This is a genomic window from Sphingobium xanthum, assembly GCF_019737615.1.
Taxonomy (GTDB): Bacteria; Pseudomonadota; Alphaproteobacteria; order Sphingomonadales; family Sphingomonadaceae; genus Sphingobium; species Sphingobium xanthum.
On the sequence record NZ_JAHKKS010000001.1, the window covers coordinates 584,791 to 603,762 of the forward strand.

General features: G+C 64.4%; 15 protein-coding genes. 3 read left to right on the forward strand and 12 right to left on the reverse strand.

Features of this window, described 5'->3' with window-relative positions:
- Positions 1 to 419: 419 nt before the first annotated feature.
- Complete coding sequence (locus tag KM135_RS02850) at positions 420 to 1,460, reverse strand: rod shape-determining protein (RefSeq protein WP_246605668.1); 1,041 nt, start codon at positions 1,458 to 1,460, stop codon at positions 420 to 422.
- Between the two features lie 347 nt (positions 1,461 to 1,807).
- Here KM135_RS02850 and KM135_RS02855 point away from each other — a divergent pair, with 347 nt between their 5' ends.
- On the forward strand, positions 1,808 to 2,494 hold the full coding sequence (locus tag KM135_RS02855) for a PEPxxWA-CTERM sorting domain-containing protein (protein ID WP_246605669.1): 687 nt from the start codon (positions 1,808 to 1,810) through the stop codon (positions 2,492 to 2,494).
- 57 nt (positions 2,495 to 2,551) lie between these two features.
- Here KM135_RS02855 and miaB read toward each other — a convergent pair whose 3' ends face one another.
- The 8 genes from miaB to KM135_RS02895 all read right to left on the reverse strand — a co-directional run bounded on the left by miaB (position 2,552) and on the right by KM135_RS02895 (position 11,092).
- Positions 2,552 to 3,901 carry a tRNA (N6-isopentenyl adenosine(37)-C2)-methylthiotransferase MiaB gene (gene miaB / locus KM135_RS02860; protein ID WP_425516991.1) on the reverse strand — a complete coding sequence of 450 codons (1,350 nt, stop codon included), beginning with the start codon at positions 3,899 to 3,901 and terminating at the stop codon, positions 2,552 to 2,554.
- 496 nt (positions 3,902 to 4,397) lie between these two features.
- Positions 4,398 to 5,093 carry a lysophospholipid acyltransferase family protein gene (locus tag KM135_RS02865; protein WP_221712531.1) on the reverse strand — a complete coding sequence of 232 codons (696 nt, stop codon included), beginning with the start codon at positions 5,091 to 5,093 and terminating at the stop codon, positions 4,398 to 4,400.
- 27 nt (positions 5,094 to 5,120) lie between these two features.
- Positions 5,121 to 5,549 (reverse strand): Fur family transcriptional regulator, encoded by a 429-nt coding sequence (locus tag KM135_RS02870; protein WP_221712411.1) that lies wholly within the window; start codon positions 5,547 to 5,549, stop codon positions 5,121 to 5,123.
- Between the two features lie 134 nt (positions 5,550 to 5,683).
- Entirely contained in the window at positions 5,684 to 6,103 is a 420-nt protein-coding gene (locus tag KM135_RS02875; RefSeq protein WP_221712413.1) for a Ros/MucR family transcriptional regulator, read from the reverse strand.
- A gap of 122 nt (positions 6,104 to 6,225) precedes the next feature.
- A complete protein-coding gene (locus tag KM135_RS02880; RefSeq protein WP_343228132.1) occupies positions 6,226 to 6,711 on the reverse strand; it encodes a GNAT family N-acetyltransferase in 486 nt (161 codons plus the stop codon).
- Positions 6,708 to 7,364 carry a tRNA (adenosine(37)-N6)-threonylcarbamoyltransferase complex dimerization subunit type 1 TsaB gene (gene tsaB, locus KM135_RS02885; RefSeq protein ID WP_221712415.1) on the reverse strand — a complete coding sequence of 219 codons (657 nt, stop codon included), beginning with the start codon at positions 7,362 to 7,364 and terminating at the stop codon, positions 6,708 to 6,710. The genes KM135_RS02880 and tsaB overlap by 4 nt, the downstream gene beginning before the upstream one ends.
- A 58-nt stretch (positions 7,365 to 7,422) precedes the next feature.
- Positions 7,423 to 8,010 (reverse strand): NifU family protein, encoded by a 588-nt coding sequence (locus KM135_RS02890; RefSeq protein ID WP_221712418.1) that lies wholly within the window; start codon positions 8,008 to 8,010, stop codon positions 7,423 to 7,425.
- 106 nt (positions 8,011 to 8,116) lie between these two features.
- Positions 8,117 to 11,092: a M16 family metallopeptidase gene (locus tag KM135_RS02895; RefSeq protein ID WP_221712420.1), complete on the reverse strand. Its 2,976-nt coding sequence runs from the start codon at positions 11,090 to 11,092 to the stop codon at positions 8,117 to 8,119.
- A gap of 327 nt (positions 11,093 to 11,419) precedes the next feature.
- On the opposite strand from KM135_RS02895, the gene KM135_RS02900 reads away from it, so the two are divergent.
- Positions 11,420 to 12,583: a GGDEF domain-containing protein gene (locus tag KM135_RS02900; protein ID WP_221712422.1), complete on the forward strand. Its 1,164-nt coding sequence runs from the start codon at positions 11,420 to 11,422 to the stop codon at positions 12,581 to 12,583.
- Positions 12,584 to 12,610: 27 nt separating this feature from the next.
- Here KM135_RS02900 and KM135_RS02905 read toward each other — a convergent pair whose 3' ends face one another.
- Complete coding sequence (locus tag KM135_RS02905; RefSeq protein WP_221712424.1) at positions 12,611 to 13,282, reverse strand: glutathione S-transferase family protein; 672 nt, start codon at positions 13,280 to 13,282, stop codon at positions 12,611 to 12,613.
- A gap of 136 nt (positions 13,283 to 13,418) precedes the next feature.
- Here KM135_RS02905 and KM135_RS02910 point away from each other — a divergent pair, with 136 nt between their 5' ends.
- Positions 13,419 to 13,850 (forward strand): hypothetical protein, encoded by a 432-nt coding sequence (locus KM135_RS02910; RefSeq protein ID WP_221712426.1) that lies wholly within the window; start codon positions 13,419 to 13,421, stop codon positions 13,848 to 13,850.
- 54 nt (positions 13,851 to 13,904) lie between these two features.
- Here KM135_RS02910 and KM135_RS02915 read toward each other — a convergent pair whose 3' ends face one another.
- On the reverse strand, positions 13,905 to 14,132 hold the full coding sequence (locus KM135_RS02915; protein ID WP_221712428.1) for a hypothetical protein: 228 nt from the start codon (positions 14,130 to 14,132) through the stop codon (positions 13,905 to 13,907).
- Positions 14,133 to 14,360: 228 nt separating this feature from the next.
- A complete protein-coding gene (gene gltB / locus KM135_RS02920; protein WP_221712430.1) occupies positions 14,361 to 18,890 on the reverse strand; it encodes a glutamate synthase large subunit in 4,530 nt (1,509 codons plus the stop codon).
- Between the last annotated feature and the right edge of the window lie 82 nt (positions 18,891 to 18,972).

Genomic DNA, 18,972 nt, shown 5'->3' on the forward strand with positions numbered 1-18,972 from the left:
AAATCATCAGGCGTAGTCCAGTTTATACCTAGGCCTAGAAAGCCAAATAGGGAACCCAATATCCAAAGTGGTTTGAGCCTGAAATGCCTTGATCTAGCGATCACTACAACGGCAGCTATGCTTATCGCCAATACAAAAATCCCGAAGAAGACCACAATTATTTGATATGCGTTCATGTTCCTGGCCCCATGGCATGGGACTATCAGTGAACCCGGAATGGCACAACGTGGATGGTAAATTTATTCATTAAAAAATGTGAAGTTCGGGATCGATTGTATAATTAGCTCAGCTTGGGCCTTAATCCCGAATGTCGGTAATCAGGCAGGATCTGTGCCGTGCGAACGGCAAAAAAAGTCGTCATAGCCGGTCGTCCCGAACTATCCAAACCTTCGAAGCCAAACCCGGATTGTTCGGGCCGATCAGGCCGAAGCCAGTACGCCGTCGTAGGTGACATCCTCCAGCGCCGCGCCGGCACCCATGGCGACGCATATCAGCGGATTGTCGGCGATCTTGACCGGCAGGCCCGTCGCCTCCGCAATCGCCTCGTCGATGCCGCGCAGCAGCGCGCCGCCGCCGGTGAGGGTGATGCCTTCGTCGATGATGTCGGCGGAAAGCTCCGGCGGCGTTTCTTCCAGCGCGTTCATGACCGCGCCGATGATCTGGCCGACCGACTCGCGCAGCGCATCGGCGATCTGCGCCTCGTTGATCTCGATCTCGGCCGGGCGGCCATTGACGAGATCGCGTCCCTTGACGCCGAGGGTCAGGCCGGCGCCGTCCGGCATCGTCGCGCGACCGAGCTCCATCTTCACGCGCTCGGCGGTGATCTCGCCGATCATGAGATTGTGATTGCGGCGGATGTAGGAGGCGATCGCCTCGTCCATCTTGTCGCCCCCGACGCGCACGGAGCCGGAATAGGCGATGCCGCGCAGGGAAAGCACGGCGACCTCGGTCGTGCCGCCGCCGATATCGACGACCATCGCGCCGATCGGCTCGGTCACCGGCAGGTGCGCGCCAATCGCCGCAGCCATCGGCTCGTCGATGAGCTGGACGCGGGAGGCGCCGGCATTGGAGGTCGCATCGCGAATGGCGCGGCGCTCGACCATGGTGGAGCCGGACGGCACGGCGACGACGATATTGTTGCGCCGCTGGAGCAGGCTGGAGCCGCCCAGCGCCTTGTCCACGAAGCGCTTGATCATCTGCTCGGCGATGTCGATGTCGGCGATGACGCCGTCACGCAGCGGGCGCAAGGCGCGCACGCCCTCGGGCGTCTTGCCGAGCATCAGCCGGGCCTCATCGCCCACCGCCTTGATCTGGCGGACGCCCTGGATCGTCTCGATCGCGATGACGGACGGCTCGTTCAGCACGATGCCTTTCCCGGCGACATAGACAAGTGTGTTCACGGTGCCAAGATCGATGGCGAGATCATGCCCGGACAGGCTGAAAATTCGGGAGAATTTCATACGAATTGCGCGATACCCTTTTGTTTGAAATTTCATGCAGCGGGCTGCGCCCCGCGTATCGCGCAAAGAGGCGAGACGGTCTTTTGCGGAGACTATCGGCTACTCGCGAACAGCCATAGCCTATTGGCCCCGGAGAGTCTCGCCGGTCAGTTCCCGTTTCCGGACGAGAGACCGTCTGCGCGCTTGTTAACCATGAGGCGGCATGAGATAATGCGAGTATCGGGCCGTGACCGATGCGCGGAAGCAACCCATTTTCTGGCTCCGCAAGAAGGCGTCAAACGCCTCAGCATCCTGCCGCTTCGGCGGACGTGAGATTTGATGCCCAGTTATCACTTCGTGGGAGAAGGATGATGAAACTCAGATATTCGATGGCGGCGTTTGCGCTGCTCGCAGGCTTGACCGCTCCGGTCCAGGCGCAGAAGATTATCGGCGCCGTCGGTGCGGTGATCGACGTCAGCGGTCCCGGCGATCCCGGCGGCTCGATTGTCGATACTTTCAACCAGAATGGTCTCAGCGTGACCTATGTGTCCGGGGTGACGGACTTCGATCCCTATATCGCCGGCAGTCCGTCGCACACGATCATCTATTCGGGCTTCGAATGGTTCGGCAACTCCGGCACTACCACGGCGGTGGTGACCTACGATCTCGGCAGCGTCTTCACCATTGACCGGCTGGCGCTGTGGAACGAGGAATTCTCCGGCATCGGTCTGCTCGATGTGCTCGGATCGGTGGATGGCGTGACCTTCGGCCTGCTCGGCGCGGGTTTCACGCCGACCAATAATCCGCCGGTCGGCGACTATCTCGCGGATGTCTTCGCCCTCTCGGCGACGGCAGTGCGTTATGTGCGGCTCGACATGAGCGAGTGCCCGCAGCCGGGTGGCGGCGGCTACGTTTCGTGCAGCATTGGCGAGGTGGCCTTCCGGACTGTGAACGGCGCTGTGCCCGAGCCGGCGACATGGGCAATGCTGGTCGGCGGCTTCGCGCTCGCCGGTGCAGCCATGCGCACCCGCGCGCGCAGGGTGCAGTTCGGCTGAACCCGCGCTGAGGCGCAGCAATTCGAAGCCGCCGGAGCAATCCGGCGGCTTCTCGCGTCATGCGGCCTGTTGCGCCGTCACTGCGCCGGCGAGGCTGTTCGGCCCTGCCGAAAGGATATCGACCTCGATAAGGTCGCCGATCCGCGCGTGCGCTGCCTCGACATGGACGGACTGAAGCCACGGCGTCTTGCCGATGAGCTGTCCGGGATGGCGGCCCTTGCGTTCCAGCAGGATCGTCGTGCGCTTGCCGACCGTCGCCTGATTGAAGGCAAGCTGATGCTCGTTGATGGCGGCCTGCAGGCGCTTGAGGCGTTCGTCCATGACCTCGGGCGCGATCTGGCCGTCCATGTCGGCCGCGGGCGTGCCGGGGCGCGAGCTGTATTTGAAGCTGAAGCACTGGGCGTAGCGCGTCTCGTGGACGATGCCGAGCGTCTCTTCGAACTCGGCTTCGGTCTCGCCTGGGAAGCCGACGATGAAGTCGCCGGAAAGCGCGATGTCTGGCCTGGCAGCGCGCACGCGATCGATGATGCGCAGATAGGAGTCGCGGCTGTGGCTGCGGTTCATGGCCTTGAGGATGCGGTCGCTGCCGGATTGCACGGGCAAGTGCAGGAACGGCATGAGCTTGGGCAGGTCGCGGTGCGCTTCCATCAGGGCCTGCGTCATGTCGTTGGGGTGGCTGGTCGTGTAGCGGATGCGCGCGAGGCCGGGGAGCTTGTCGAGCGCATAAGCGAGTCCGTCGAGGCCCTGCATGCGGCCCGCTTCGTCCTCGCCGGTCCAGGCATTCACGTTCTGGCCGATGAGGGTGAGCTCGACGGCGCCGGCATCGACCAGCGCGCGCGCCTCGTCGAGGATGGCGCTCCACGGCCGGCTGACCTCGGCGCCGCGCGTATAGGGCACGACGCAATAGGTGCAGAATTTGTCGCAGCCTTCCTGCACGGTGAGGAAGGCGGATGGGCCGGTGCGGCGGGCGCGACCGGGCAATGCCTCGAACTTGGAGGCGGCGGGCATGTCCGTATCCACGGCTTCGCGGCCCGCGACGGCCTCGTCGATCAGGCCGGGCAAGCGATGATAGGCCTGCGGGCCGACGACGATATCGACGGTCTTGGCGCGGCGACTGATCTCGGCACCCTCGGCCTGCGCCACACAGCCGGCGACGGCGACCATCGGTCGCGTGCCGTCCTCGCGCTTCAGCCGGCCGATTTCCGAATAGACGCGGTCGACCGCCTTTTCGCGGATGTGGCAGGTGTTCAGTACGACGAGATCGGCATCGATGCCTTCGGGTGCGGCTTCCATGCCCTGCGTCGTCAGCAGCTCGGCCATGCGCTCGCCGTCATAGACATTCATCTGACAGCCGAAGGAGCGAACGTGGAAGGTCTTGGGCGGAGTATGGGTCATGGCCGGGCCTATACAGGCGATTGCATCTCTGAGAAAGTGTGAGACTAGAACGCGCTTTTCGGCTTGCTAACGAAGGAAAATCCTCGATTGAGCCTTTGATTGTTGACGTCGATGATGCGTCGAAACTGCTCGTCCAACTCGTCATCTGTCAGAAAGCGCGATCGCCGCTCGACGCTGGTAACAAGCAGTGTGAGTTTCCCATTTTGAAGAAAGGTCTGACCTCGAACCACGGCATGGAAGCCGGATGAATGAAAGTAGAACCTCGGTATCGGATAGGGCTCTACGGCCCAAATGATGGGGATTATGTGACCACAGTCGGGGTCCCTAAAGCTATCAGAGCCACCATGGTCAGTGCGAATGCGGCGGACGTAGCCTGACCACCGGACTTCCAGGCCTTGCCAAAGCGAGTAGTTGTCCGGCATCCCGCACATCGTAACCGGAACTTCCAATCTGCATGCGCTCAAAAGCGCAATGGGCAGAAGGTGTGCGAGGTTGCGCAATAGCAATCTCACATTTCGCCGGCCAGCGCCGCCTCGATCCGTGCGCGGCTCTCGGCCGAGAGCGCCTTGCGGTCCGGATGGTCACCCGGGTCGAACGGCTCAAGAAAGTGCAGCGTGAGGGTGCGTCTTCCCCGCGCGCCGAGGATGCGGCGGGCATTGGCGATACCGGATTCGCCGTCGGCCCAGGCGACGAGCTGTGCCGCATCGCCATAGTCGATCACGACCGGCTGGATGAGGATCGCGCGGGGCGGGGGCAGCAGGACGGAGAACAAGGCAGGCTTGAAGGGCAGGAGCGCCTTGCCGTCGCCCGTCGTGCCTTCCGGGAAGAGGGCGATGGGCTGGTGCGCGGCGAGCGCATCGCGGACGGCATCGATCTGGCCCGAAACTTCGCCGCGCCGCTGACGCGCGACGAAGATGGTGTTGTTCTGCGCCGCGAGCCAGCCGACGATCGGTGCGCCCTTGACGTCATCCTTGGAGATGAAGGCGCAGCCGGTGGTGCCTCCCATGGCGAGAATGTCGATCCAGCTGAGATGATTGCTCACGAAAAAGACGTCGTGGAGCAGCGGTGTTCCCTCGATGCGGATATCGAAGCCGGCATGATGCGTGGCGCGGCGCAGGAAATATTGCGGCCAGGGCGAGCGGCCGTTCCGCCGGGCAATCAGGTGAGGGACTACGCAGCGAAGCGTGAGCCCGCCGAGCAGCAGAAGGCGAACGAAAGCGCGAACCTCGACTCAGTCCTTGCGGTCGCGATCGAGCGCGACGCCGTACAGTTCCATGCGATGATCGACGAGGCGATAGCCGAGCTTTTCGGCGATCTGGCGCTGGAGTTGCTCCAGCTCGGGATCGACGAACTCGACGACACGGCCGGACTCGACATCGATGAGATGGTCGTGATGCGCTTCCGGGGCGGGTTCATAGCGCGCGCGGCCGTCACCGAAATCGTGACGCTCGAGAATGCCGGCTTCCTCGAACAGGCGGACCGTGCGGTAGACGGTCGCGATCGAGATATTGGGATCGCTCGCGGAGGCGCGCTCGTGCAGTTTTTCGACGTCCGGATGATCCTCGCTCTCGGAGAGAACGCGCGCGATCACCCGGCGCTGGTCGGTGATCCGCAAGCCGCGCTCGGCGCACAGCGCCTCGATATCGATGGTCCGGGTCATGACCATATCTCTAGCCGATTTCAGGAGAACGGAAAGCGGCAAATTTGGCAGCGCATCCGATTTCCCATGCAGAAGGGCGCCGCCGGTCCCTTGCTCCGGCGGCGCCCCTCAGAAGCGGCGAAGATGACGCCGAATTACTTGCGCGAACGACGCCGCGACGTGCCGAGGCCGATCTTCTTGGCCAGGGTGCGGCGCTGCTCCGCATAATTGGGGGCGACCATCGGATAGTCGGCCGGCAGGCCCCACTTGGCGCGATAGTCGTCGGGCGTCATCTGATAGTGCGTCATCAGATGACGCTTGAGCATCTTGAGCTTCTTACCGTCCTCGAGACAGACAATATAGTCGGGCTTGACTGACGCACGGATGGACACGGCGGGCTCGGGCTTCGGTTGGGCCGGAGTGGCCTCCTTTTGCAGGCCGGACAGCGCGCCATAGACATTCTGGATAAGCAGCGGGAGGTCCGAAACAGCGACGCTGTTGTTGGAGACATGGGCTGCGACGATGTCCGAGGTCAACGTGACGAGCACTTCGTCCCGTGCGCTTGTGTCCGACATGATTGAATCCTTCTTTAGTTGTGTTGTTCTTGCGAGACCCTGCAACTCTCTTGCGTGGAGAGTTTGGTGACTTCTTTTATGCCGTTGGACGAAAAAGGGCAAGCAGGCACTGCACCTGCGTTTCAATCATGTCCCAAAATGATCTTGAAACTTAGTGCATCGTAACGGTTACCGTCGATGCCAAGATAATAATCACGTCGGACATTATACTGGCGGAAGCCAGCCTTGCTGTAGAGGTGGATTGCGGGATTGCCGGCCCGCACTTCAAGGAACATTGTCTGGGCGCCGCTGCCTTCAGCCTCCGTCATGCAACGGTCAAGTAAACGCCGGCCATGACTGGCGCCGCGATACGCCGGATGCACGGCCAGCAGGAGCAGCTCCGCTTCGCCCGCAATACTACGCAGCAGGCCGAAGCCGATCGGCGCATCGCCGATCCGGCCGACCGCGAGGATGGAGCCTGGCAGACGCATCATGGCCGCGAGTTGCGGGGCCGACCATGCTTCGCCGAACTCGGCGGGAAAGGCAGCCTGCATGACGATCATCGCGGCCGCAATGTCCGGATCGGAAGCATCGATGCTGACGTTGATCTGGAGGCCGAGGTCCATCATCGCACGGCGACTCCCGGGCGCGCCGCCATGGGCTTGGCATCGGCGCCGCGGCCATAGACCGGCTTGGCGGGGCGGCTGCGTTGTCTCTCGTGCAGCAGGAAGATCTCGCGCGCATCCGGCAGCATGGGCACGGCCGTGCCGGGGGCGCCTGCCCGGACGAGCGTCTGCGCGCCGGAGCCGACGAGCAGCGGCACGTCGAGCGTCGCGGCCAGCTCGGATATGGGAGTCGATCGCATCTCTGCCAGCGGGTCGGCGGCCGGATGGTCCCCTGGCTGGCAGAGCGTCCAGAACAGCTCGCCATGGCCACCCACCATGACCACCGCGAAGGGCGTGTCGGGAACCAACTGCGCCCGCGCCATCGCACAGACAAGATCGAGGCAGCCATAGCCAGCAACCGGGACTTGCCAGGCGAAGCCGAGCGCCATTGCGGCGGCGAGTCCCACGCGCACGCCGGTGAAACTCCCCGGGCCGATATCGACGAGGATGCGGTCGCAACGGCCGCCCTCGGGCAGCGCGGCGATGGCGGGGAGCAGCGCCTCGGCATGGCCGCGACCAAGTTCCTCGTGACGCGCCGCGATGCAGGAAAAGCCGTCGAACAGAGCGAGCGAAAGAGCCGGTGTCGCGCAGTCGATGACGAGCAGGCGCTCGCTCATGCGTTCGCTTGCCTCTTCGCCTCGATCATGCAGCCGCCCCGCTTTCGTTGCCGTTCCGTCAGACCGCGCGAACTTCCGTCACTTCCGGCACATAATGCTTCAGCAATTGCTCGATGCCGTTCTTGAGCGTCGCCGTGGAGGATGGGCAGCCGGCACAGGCGCCCTGCATCCGCAGGTACACCGTGCCATGCTCGAAGCCGCGATAGACGATGTCGCCGCCGTCATTGGCGACGGCGGGCCGCACGCGCGTGTCGATGAGCTCGCGGATCTGGGCGATGACGTCGGCATCGGCCGGATCGTCACCGGGAAGGGCCGCATCGCCGGCCTCCTCGCCGGGCACGCGAATGTCATGCGCGCTCCCGCCACGGAACAACGGCATGTCGGCCGAGAAATGATCGAGCAGGATCGAGACCACATCCGTGCGCAGATCGCTCCAGGCGACGCCGGGCGCGGCGGTGACGGAGACGAAATCGCGCCCGAAGAACACGCCGGTCACGTCACCGAGATCGAACAGCGTCTCGGCAAGCGGCGAGGCTTCCGCCTCGTCGGCATTGGCGAAATCGCGCGTACCGGAAGCCATGACCGTCCGCCCGGGCAGGAATTTGAGCGTCGCTGGATTGGGTGTCTGCTCGGTCTCGATGAACATTGCGCGCTACTCGTGCGGGAATGAAGCCAAAGGCCGCGCGCGCAGATGCCATCACGCGGCGGCGTGTCTTGCCCATTTGGTCAGTCAGGGCGCCCGGCGCAAGTACTCAGTGCGCTGCGGGCGTTGTGCTGCCGGTCGCGCGCGATCCTGCCGCCTGTCGCGCTATCTGATCCTTGGAGACGAGCGGCACCGGCATGCCGCGCGCCAGCACGATCGCCGACCAGCTCGTCTGCGGGACCAGATAGCGTGCTGCCAGCGCCTGGAGGTCGGCGGGCGTGACGTTCAACAGGTCCGTGCCGAGGCTGCGGGTGAGCGCGAGCTTCTCGCGATCGCGGGTATAGCCTTCAAGCTGGTTCATCCAGAAAGCATTGCTGTAGGCCGCGCGATTGAGGAGCTGACGAACCGGCTCGACTTGTCGATCAAGCTCGTCCTGCGCCACGGGCGTTGTGGCAAGATCATGCGAAATCTCATTGATAAGCTGGAAAAAATACGGAATTCTCTCCGGCTTGAGTTGGGTCTGCACGTAGAGGAAACCGCCGGCATCGGAGGCTTCGGGCCAGATGCTCGATGCGCTCGGCGTATAGGCTGCACCATCGATGGAGCGCAGCTTCTCGAACAACCGATCGTTGATGATTCGGGCCAGCATGTCGAGCTGGCGGCTTTCGCGGATGCGCGTCGTGCCACCGCCGGTCGGCCAGGCGATGACGGCTGCGGCCTGCTCGCCGGGGCCGTCATGGGTGAGGACGACCGGCGAGGAGACCGGTGCCGGGAAGCTCATCGATCGGTTCTCGGCCGGGGTCTGCGCATCCGGACGCACGGGCAGGGCGCCGAACGTCGCCGCGACGGCCTGAATAGCTTCTTCCGTATCGACATCGCCGAAAATCTGCACTTCGACCGGACCGGCCGCGAGACGCGGTTCCCAGACGGACTTGAACTTGTCGAGGGTCAGGACCGCCGCGTCGGACGGTGTCGCGGGCGCGAAACGCCCGTCGCGGTTGCGCAGCATCCAGTCGAGGCTGCGATCAATCGCTTCGGACGCGGAACCGGGCACGGGATCGTAGCTCGCCTGAAGCGCCGCCATGGTGCGCTTGAGCGGCGCGTCATCCCAGCGCGGGAAAGCCAGCTTGGACGCGAACAGGCGCAGCTGGTCGCGATAATCCTGCGGGCTGCTGACCGCTGCGAAGGAGAAAGCATCGTCGCCGATCGAGAAATTGAACGACAGCTGGCGGCCGTTCATGATCTCGCTCATGTCGCGCTGGCCGAGATCGCCGATGCCGCTGGCGCTGAGCGCGAACGGGGCGGCCCAGAGCGCGTCGTCTTGCTTGGGCGAGAAGGTCTGGCGGCCATGGCCGAAGCGAACGTTGATGCGGACCTTCCCGGGCTCGGCCTTGTTGCCGAGCACCAGCAGCCGCGTGCCATTGTCGAAAGCAACTTCCTGAATGCCGAGAATGCCGAGCGGCAGGCGCGAGATGGCCTTGCCGGCCGGGGGCAGGGCCGGCAGCGCCGCCATGGTGACGGACTTGTCGCCGAGGCGCGCATTGGTCGCGGCCTGGACGGGGGCACGGAAGGCCGTGGCGAGACGCGCCTGCGCATTGGGCTGGGGTGCCTTGAGGCTGAGGAGCGCGCGCACGGCCGTGCCCGAGAACAGCCGCCGCGTGGACGCCAGCAACTGCTCGGGCGTCATGAACTTGCGCGCTGAGCGATAGATGTCGAGCTGATCGGCGGGCGCGACCACGGTCTCGCGAATGTCGATGGCGGAGACCAGATCCTCAGCCTGACGGGCGCTGCCCTCGATCGCCGCGCTGGCGACGAGCGAAGCGTAGATATTCTCCATGCTCGCAAATTCGCGGTCGATGTCCATCTGGCTGGGCGGAGTCTTGCGCGCATCCTCGATGATGGCACGCACGTCCTTGAGCGCCTTCTCCCATTCGTTGCCGACGGGAACGACCGTGACATAGGTCGCATTGGCCGAACGGGAGCTGTTGTCGAGCGCGACGCTGGCCTGAAGGAAGCTGGCATCCTGGGTCGCGGCGACATCGAGCCGGCGATTGATGAGTTCGAGCGCGAGTTGGTCGGCGAGGCGCTGCTGGTTGAAGGCGATCGTGTCCTCGTTGAACGTCCAGGGCCGCAGATAGGCAAGGCCGACGCTGAACGGCGCGCTGCCCTCCACGACGACCTTGACCGCCGGCGCCTGCGGATTGGGCTTGCCGAAATCCGGCAGCGGCGTTGCCGGGCCCTTGGCGGTCCAGGCGGAGAAGTGGGCCTTCAGCTTCTCTTCCATCACGGCCGGGTCCATGGCGCCGGAAATGGCGATGACCACACGGTCCGGACGATACCAGCGGTCGTGGAACGCCTGCAGGGCATCGGGCGTCGCGCCGGTCAGCGTTGCCTCGGTGCCGATCGGGCTGTGCATGCCGAGCCGCTGGCCGGCGAAGTAGAAGGACCGTATCTCGTCGCCCAGGCGCGCGCCCGGGCTCAGGCCCTCGCGCCGCTCGGCCAGGACGACGGCGCGCTCGGCATCGACCGCCGCTTGCGAGATGGTCGGCTGGGATAACATGCCGGCGAGGATCTTGAGGCTCTCGTCGATGCCGCTTTCGCCCGCTCTTGGCAGGTCGAGTGCATAGACGGTGCCGGTCGGGCTGGTCTGTGCATTGCTGTCACTGCCGAAGGCCGCGCCAAGGCGCTGCCAGATGCGCTTGGACTCGCCGTCCGGCACGTCCCGCGAACCCCGGAAAGACAGATGCTCGATGAAGTGCGCGAAACCGGCTTCCCGCGACTCTTCCATCAGCGAGCCGACATCGACGCGCACGCGGATCGACACTTGCCCCGCCGGCACATCGTTGCGGCGGATGGCGTAGCGAAGGCCGTTAGGAAGCTCGCCGAAGCGCCAGGCCGGGTCCATCGGCACGTCGCTCTTCTCATAGAACCACGGGCGCGCAGGCGCCGCAGAGGTCGTGGCCGTGGACAATGCAGGCGCATCGAGGGCGGGCGTGCCTGTCGTCTGAGCCGTTGTCGGCGCGACGAGCAGAGACGTCGCAAGCCCGGCTGAAAGCAGCCATCGGGCAAATTTATGAACAGTCATAGCGCCAATCTATGGTCTCTTGCCTGCGCCGTCACATGGAAACTTGGCAGGCGTGGCAGCAAGGCGTGCCGAGGATGAGGGGAAGCGTTCGTCCGACGATCATCGATGCGCTCGCTGGCGGGGGCAGGGCGCGGAGATTACCGCCGCCAGCTTAACGCACCATGACTATGTCAGCTGGAGCAAGCACCTCGAACTTTCCCCTTTCTATGTCGATACTTAGAGAAAATCGGGAGATTCTCGGCGGTTTGAGCGTGACATAATATTTCACGATCAAGGCTTTGTTTACCACGCATCCTCTACAAGGTCGGCATTGGAGGAGATTCCGGGATGTCCGCCGCACAAGCGTCGCCAGATGGTATTGGTGGTAAACTGGCCAAGTTAGGCCGCATTTTCGGCATGGCCGAACCGTCGAGCGATCCGGCCCCACCGCCGGAGCCTGCGCCGCGCGAAGGCGGCAATGGTCGCCTGCGCCGCGAAGCCGAACGCCGCAAGACGCTGTACGAGGATATCGGCAGCTTTCTCTTCGCGCATGATCTGGACATTACGCCGCTCAATTTCGGGCTCGCGCTGGACTATATCACCGGCAACGACCTCGCGATCGAGAAGGCCGTGCGCGCCATCCTCACGGAGAAGGGCAAGCTGACCAACGGCGTTGCGGAGAAAATCATCGCCGAGCAGCGCGCCGAGGAGCTGACGCCGGATGCCCTACACACCATGCTGGACAAGCTCGAGTCCAATCTGGACGAACTCACCGGCATTGCCGATCAGTCGACCAGTTCGGCGAAGGATTTCGGCGCCGCGCTGCAGAAGCAGGCGGCGGAACTGACGCGGGACGCGCCCGGCAGCGACAAGATCAGCAGCATCGTCTCGCTCACGCGCAGCATGATCGAGAAGACCCGCGAGGTCGAGCATCGCATGCGCGAGGGGCAGAAGCAGACGCGCTTGCTGCAGAAGAATCTCGAAAATGCGCGCAAGGCCGCCGAGCAGGATCATCTGACCGGCCTGCCCAATCGTCGTGCGTTCGAAGCGACGCTGCACGACGAGGCGACGTTGGCCAGGCAGAATGACGAGGGCCTTTGCGTCGCTTTCTGCGACATCGATCACTTCAAGAACGTCAACGACTCGCATGGCCATGATGCCGGCGATCGGGTGCTTAAGTTCGTGGCAGGGCTGCTCGCCAAGATTTCCGACGACAAATGTCATGTGGCCCGTCACGGCGGCGAGGAATTCGTCATGCTGTTCCGTGGCGCGTCGATCGCCGAGGCAGCCAAGATCGTGGATGATGCCCGTGCCGATATGGCCGAGCGCAACCTCGTCGACCGCAAGACCGGCGAGCGCATGAACCAGGTGACCTTCTCGGGCGGGGTAGCCGATGTCTTCGCCTATCCCGAGCCGCGCGACGCGCTCAAGGCCGCCGACCGCGCACTGTATCTCGCCAAGGAGCATGGCCGCAACCGCGTCTATATCGCGCGCGAAGGTGTCGAGGAGTAAGATCGGGATGACGGCCTGTCGAGGCCGTCAGAAGTCCGGCTGATCGTAATATTTGGGCGGTGTCACGACTTCCATGCGCTCGGCGAGCAGCGGGCGGAAGGACGGCCGCGACTTGATGCCGGCATACCAGCGCTTCGTGGGTTTGTGGCCTTCCCAGTCGATGCCGCCGAGATAGTCCGCGACCGAGATATGCGCGGCGGCGGTGATGTCCGCGAGGCTCATGGTCCCGCCGGCCATCCAGCTGCGGTGGTCGAGCAGATAATCCATATAATCCATATGCGTGTTCGCCTTGCGCATCGCCTCGCGCAGGGCGCCGGCATCGGGGGCGGCGCGCGACACGATCCGCTTGATCATCCGCTCATTGAGCAAGGGCGCGACCACGTCGCGATAGACGATCTGATCGAACCAGGCGACGAGCCGGCGCACTTCCGCGCGCGCCAGCGTGGAACCGGAGATCAGCGGAAAATTCTCGAGTGTCTCCTCGAAATATTCGCAGATCGCCTGGCTGTCCGCGAGCGTCGCCGAGCCATCGTCGGCAACAAGGACCGGCGTCATGCCGGCAGGATTGAGGTCGAGAAACTCGTCGCGCGCTTCCCAGGGAGACTCGCGCACCAGGTCATAGACGATACCCTTTTCCGCCATGAGGAAGCGGACCTTGCGCGAGAAGGGGCAGAGCGGAAACTGATAGAGATGCCACATCCTCCCGGTCCATAGTGGGCGGCCGGAGTCGCGCAAAGCCTATTCTGCCCGCTCAGGAACGGGATCGCGCGGCGGACGTTGGGGAGGCAGTCATGGCGAGCGTGCCATGGCGCGGTTCCTCTGCTATGAGACTGTCATGCAGGTCGCAAAGCGCCGCTTCATCGTGATCAGCGCCATCGCCATCGGAGGCGCCGTGGCTGGCCTTGCGCTTGGCAATTTCGTCGCCGGCGCGCCCAGGATCACCGGCATCGACGAACTCGCTGCATATAATGCCATGTTCGACTCGATGGAGGAGGCACCGGCGACCGAAGTCGTCTCCAGGCCGAGCCTCGGCGAACGGGACGGCCCGACCAGCTATCATTGCGAAGGCTGCGACGCGCGGCGCTATGACGACAGGATCGAGGGCGCCGCCGCGGACACCACCCCGTTGCCACCTTATCTTCCGGAAGAGCCCGTGGCATTGTCCGCGGTCCCGGCGACGCCGCCGTTGGATACCGTTCCGCGCACGACCCTCGTGCCCGTCGAACGCAACGTCACGGCGACGCCCGTGCCAATGGCATCACAATAAATGGAAAAGGCCGCGCTTGGCGGCCAGGCACGCATCAGCTTTCCGGTGCGCCGATCACTCGGTCGGCTTGGCTCGTTCCTTCGCCTTGCGGGCATTGGCAGCGAGGCGGCGTCCCCAGATGAGACCGACAGCGCCGATGCCGAACAGAAGCGCCATGGGCGGGGCCGGCACGTCATCGACCTTCGCCTCCGCTACGGGCTGGGGCGCGTCAATGCTCGGCGCTGCGGGCGCCTGCGATGACAGGGCCGAGAGCGTCAGCGCAATGGCTGCGCTCCCGCTCACCAACGAAATTTTCAAGATCGCCTCCCACAGCGCGACTCAAGGGCGGAGCCCAAGCCGTTAACGATCTGCTAAACATGAAGTTTGTCGCGCTGCAACAGTGTCCGTGAAGGCGTTTCATAGTGGGACGGTTGGCGATCGTCGTACAGGCCGGTCGTTCGCGCAAATTTAACCGTTCGCCCTTCGACAAGCTCAGGGCGAACGGTGATGATTTACTCCGGACCCGGAACCTTACTCCGCGGCGACAACCTCGGACAGGTCCGAAAGCGGATGGGCGAGGCGGTTGAGCATCTCCTTGGGGCAGACTTGCCAGAAATGATCGCGGCTGCGGTCCCAGCTGTGCAGGATGGAATTAGCCCAGCTGCTGTCCGTGCGCGCGACATGCTCCTCGATCAGGCTCTTGAGCACCTCTTCCCAATGCGCGCTGGCGAGGCGCTGCCAGACAATGCTCTCGCCATTCGCATGGCTCGCGAAGGTCCGGCTCTCGTCATAGATGAAGGCCATGCCGCCGGTCATGCCGGCGCCGAAATTGGCGCCGGTCTTGCCGAGGATCACGGCCGTGCCGCCGGTCATATATTCGCAGCCGTTCGCGCCGCAGCCCTCGACCACCACCTGCGCGCCCGAGTTGCGGACGGCGAAGCGCTCGCCGGCTTGTCCCGCGGCGAACAGCTTGCCCGCCGTTGCGCCGTAGAGGACGGTATTGCCGATGATCGTGTTGTCCTGGCTTGCGAGCGGGCTGGAGACCATCGGACGCACAGCGATGATGCCGCCGGAGAGGCCCTTGCCGACATAGTCGTTGGCATCGCCGAACACTTCGAGCGTGATGCCCTTGCACAGGAACGCGCCAAGCGACTGGCCCGCCGTGCCGCGCAGGCGGACGTGGACATGGCCGTCGGCGAGCGTCGACATGCCGAACTTCTCCGTCACCATCGCCGAGAAGCGCGTGCCCACGGCGCGGTGCGTGTTGCGCACCGTATAAGTGAGCTGCATCTTCTCGCCACGCTCGAACACGGCCTTGGCGTCCGCGATCATCTGCGCGTCGAGGCTGTCGGGCACTTCGTTGCGATGCGTCGGCAGGTTGAAGCGGCGCTTGTCGTCGTCCGCATCCACCTTGGCGAGGATCGGGTTGAGGTCGAGATCGTCGAGATGCTCGGCGCCGCGGCTGACCTGCTTCAGGAACTCGGTGCGGCCGATCACCTCGTCGAGGCTGCGGCAGCCCAGGCGCGCAAGCACTTCGCGCACTTCCTCGGCAATGAAGGTCATCAGGTTGATGACCTTCTCCGGCGTACCGGTGAACTTCTCGCGCAGGCGCTCGTCCTGCACGCAGACGCCGACCGGGCAGGTGTTCGAGTGGCACTGGCGGACCATGATGCAGCCCATGGCCACGAGGCTGAGCGTGCCGATGCCGAATTCCTCGGCGCCCAGGATCGCGGCGATGACGATGTCCCGCCCGGTCTTGAGGCCGCCGTCGGTGCGCAGCTTCACCTTGTGGCGCAAGCCGTTGAGCGTGAGCACCTGATTGGTCTCGGACAGCCCCATTTCCCACGGCAGGCCGGCGAACTTGATGCTGGTCTGCGGGGAGGCGCCCGTACCGCCGACATGGCCGGAGACGAGGATGACGTCGGCATGCGCCTTGGCGACGCCCGCCGCCACGGTGCCGATGCCCGACTGGCTGACCAGCTTCACGCAGACGCGCGCACGGGGATTGATCTGCTTCAGGTCGTAGATGAGCTGGGCGAGATCCTCGATCGAGTAGATGTCGTGGTGCGGCGGCGGCGAGATCAGGGTCACGCCCGGCGTCGAGTGACGCAGGCGCGCGATGAACTCGGTGACCTTGAAGCCGGGCAGCTGTCCGCCTTCGCCCGGCTTGGCGCCCTGGGCCACCTTGATCTCGATCTCCTCGCAGGCGCCGAGATACTCGGCATGGACGCCGAAGCGGCCCGAGGCGATCTGCTTGATCGAGGAATTGGCATTGTCGCCATTCTCATATGGCTTGAAGCGCGCGCGATCCTCGCCGCCTTCGCCGGAGACGGCCTTGGCGCCGATCCGGTTCATCGCGATCGCCAGCGTCTCGTGGGCCTCCGGGGAGAGGGCGCCCAGCGACATGCCGGGCGTGACGAAACGCTTGCGGATCTCGGTGATCGCCTCGACCTGATCGATCGGTACGGCGTGATCGGGATACTGGAACTCCAGCAGGTCGCGCAGATAGACCGGCGGCAGCTCTGATACGCCGCGCGAGAACTGCAGATAGTGCGAATAGCTGTCCGTCGCGACGGCCGTCTGCAGCGTGTGCATGAGCTGGGCGGAATAGGCATGCGTGTCGCCGCCCGCGCGCTGACGGTAGAAGCCGCCGATCGGCAGGTTGACGATCGCCTTGCTGTAGGCCTGCTTGTGCCGCTCCAGTGCATTATACTGGAGCGAGGCATAGCCTTCGCCCGAGATCTTGGACGGCATGGACGGGAACAGATCGTTCACGATCGCGCGGGAAAGCCCGACCGCCTCGAAATTATAGCCGCCGCGATAGCTGGAGATCACCGCGATGCCCATCTTGCTCATGATCTTGAGCAGGCCTTCGTTGATCGCCGTGCGGAAGTTGGTGAGGCAGGTCTCGAGGCTGTGCGAGCCGAAGAGGCCCCGCGCATGCCGATCCGCGATGCAGACCTCGGCGAGATAGGCGTTCACCGTCGTCGCGCCGACGCCGATCAGCACCGCGAAATAGTGCGGATCGAGGCACTCCGACGTGCGCACATTGATCGACGCATAGGAGCGCAGGCCCTTGCGCACGAGATGCGTGTGGACGGCAGCGGCAGCCAGCACCATGGCGATGCCGACCCGGTCCGGCCCGACATTCTCGTCGGACAGGAACAGCTCGGTCTGACCGGCACGCACGGCGATTTCCGCCTCGTCACGCAGGCGACTGATGGCGGCGCGCAGGGCGTCGGGCGGGCCGTCGGCGGCGAAAGTGCAGTCGATTTCGGCGACGGCCTTGCCGAAATATTTCTTCAGGCGCGACCAGTCCTCGCAAAGCAGGACCGGGCTTTCCAGCACCAGCACGTCGCTGTTCTGCGATTCCTCTTCCAGGATGTTGGCGAGGTTCGAGAAGCGCGTCTTGAGGCTCATAACGTGGCGTTCACGCAGCGAGTCGATCGGCGGGTTCGTCACCTGGCTGAAATTCTGCCGGAAGAAGTGGCTGATCGTGCGCGGTTTGTCGGTGATGACCGCCAGCGGCGCGTCGTCGCCCATCGAGCCAACGGCTTCCTTGGCATCCTCGGCCATGGGGCTGAGGATCAGCTCCATGTCCTCCAGTGTCATGTTCGCGGCGATCTGGCGGCGGGTCAGTTCGGCCTTGTCCCAGAGCGGCCGTGCATCGTCCGCCGGGGCGGGCAGGTCGCTGCTCGTGCGGAAGCCCTTCACATACTCGTCATAGGGCCGCTCGGCGGCGATCCGATCCTTGATGGCGCGGTCGTCGAAGACCTTGCCAGCGTCGAGATCGACGGCGATCATCTGGCCGGGGCCAAGGCGGCCCTTCTTGGTGACCGAGCTCTCGGGCACGACGACCATGCCGGTCTCCGAGCCGACGATCAGCAGATTGTCCGCCGTGATCGTGTAGCGCAGCGGACGCAGCGCGTTGCGGTCCATACCCGCCACAGCCCAGCGTCCGTCGGTCATCGCGAGGGCGGCGGGGCCGTCCCATGGTTCCATGACCGAGGCGAGATAATCGTACATATGCCGGTGCGCGTCGGGCACATCGTCATTGTGCTGCCAGGCCTCGGGCACGAGCATGAGCTTGGCGGTCGGCGCATCGCGGCCCGCGCGGCAAAGCGTCTCGAACACGGCGTCGAGCGCGGCGGTGTCCGACGCACCGGCCGGGATTACCGGCTTGATGTCGCTCGACTGCTCGCCGAACGCCAGCGCTGCCATCTTGATCTCGTGGCTCTTCATCCAGTTCTTGTTGCCGCGGATCGTGTTGATCTCACCGTTATGGGCAAGCTGGCGGAAGGGCTGGGCAAGCCACCATTGCGGGAAGGTGTTGGTCGAGTAGCGCTGGTGGAAGATCGCCACGCGGCTCTCGAAGCGCTCATCGACAAGGTCCGGATAGAAGACGGACAGGCTCTCCGCGAGGAACAGGCCCTTGTAGATGATCGACTGGCAGCTGAGCGAGCAGACGTAGAAATCGTTGATCTGCGCCTCGATCACCTTCTTCTCGATGCGGCGACGAACGAGGTAGAGGTCGCGCTCGAATTCGGCGACGGCCTGCTCCTCGGGCATCGGCCCGGCGATGAGGATCTGCTCGATCTCGGGACGGGTACGCTGCGCCTTCTCGCCGATCACCGAGACATCGACCGGCACCTGGCGCCAGCCATAGATCTTGTAGCCTGCCTGGATGATCTCGGACTCGACGATCATGCGGCAGCTTTCCTGCGCGCCGAGGTCCGTGCGCGGCAGGAAGATCATGCCGACGGCGAGGCGGTTCGGCATCGGCTTGTGGCCCGAGGCCGAGATCGCATCGTCGAAGAAGCGGACCGGCAGATCGACATGGATGCCGGCGCCGTCGCCGGTCTTGCCGTCCGCGTCCACCGCGCCGCGATGCCACACGGCCTTCAACGCATCGATCGCGCTGGCGACAACGCGGCGCGAGGCCTTACCGTCCGTCGCGGCGACGAGGCCGACGCCGCAGGCGTCGCTCTCGAACTCTGGGCGATACATGCCCACGCGCGCAATGCGCTCGCGTTCGGTTTCGGGCAGGGGCTGACTCTGCATGGGCTGGGTCCTGTTCATCGTTCAATCGGCGCCGGTGTCGGCAAAGTCGAGGCCGTTGGCCTTGCGAGATAAGAGAGCGATC

What these genes read in the sequence shown, in the direction of transcription:
- KM135_RS02850 (WP_246605668.1), bottom strand. Translation starts at nt 1,460, where the DNA reads ATGAAATTCTCCCGAATTTTCAGCCTGTCCGGGCATGATCTCGCCATC.
- KM135_RS02855 (WP_246605669.1), top strand. Translation starts at nt 1,808, where the DNA reads ATGATGAAACTCAGATATTCGATGGCGGCGTTTGCGCTGCTCGCAGGC.
- KM135_RS02870 (WP_221712411.1), bottom strand. Translation starts at nt 5,549, where the DNA reads ATGACCCGGACCATCGATATCGAGGCGCTGTGCGCCGAGCGCGGCTTG.
- KM135_RS02875 (WP_221712413.1), bottom strand. Translation starts at nt 6,103, where the DNA reads ATGTCGGACACAAGCGCACGGGACGAAGTGCTCGTCACGTTGACCTCG.
- KM135_RS02880 (WP_343228132.1), bottom strand. Translation starts at nt 6,711, where the DNA reads ATGATGGACCTCGGCCTCCAGATCAACGTCAGCATCGATGCTTCCGAT.
- tsaB (WP_221712415.1), bottom strand. Translation starts at nt 7,364, where the DNA reads ATGAGCGAGCGCCTGCTCGTCATCGACTGCGCGACACCGGCTCTTTCG.
- KM135_RS02890 (WP_221712418.1), bottom strand. Translation starts at nt 8,010, where the DNA reads ATGTTCATCGAGACCGAGCAGACACCCAATCCAGCGACGCTCAAATTC.
- KM135_RS02895 (WP_221712420.1), bottom strand. Translation starts at nt 11,092, where the DNA reads ATGACTGTTCATAAATTTGCCCGATGGCTGCTTTCAGCCGGGCTTGCG.
- KM135_RS02900 (WP_221712422.1), top strand. Translation starts at nt 11,420, where the DNA reads ATGTCCGCCGCACAAGCGTCGCCAGATGGTATTGGTGGTAAACTGGCC.
- KM135_RS02905 (WP_221712424.1), bottom strand. Translation starts at nt 13,282, where the DNA reads ATGTGGCATCTCTATCAGTTTCCGCTCTGCCCCTTCTCGCGCAAGGTC.
- KM135_RS02910 (WP_221712426.1), top strand. Translation starts at nt 13,419, where the DNA reads ATGCAGGTCGCAAAGCGCCGCTTCATCGTGATCAGCGCCATCGCCATC.
- gltB (WP_221712430.1), bottom strand. Translation starts at nt 18,890, where the DNA reads ATGCAGAGTCAGCCCCTGCCCGAAACCGAACGCGAGCGCATTGCGCGC.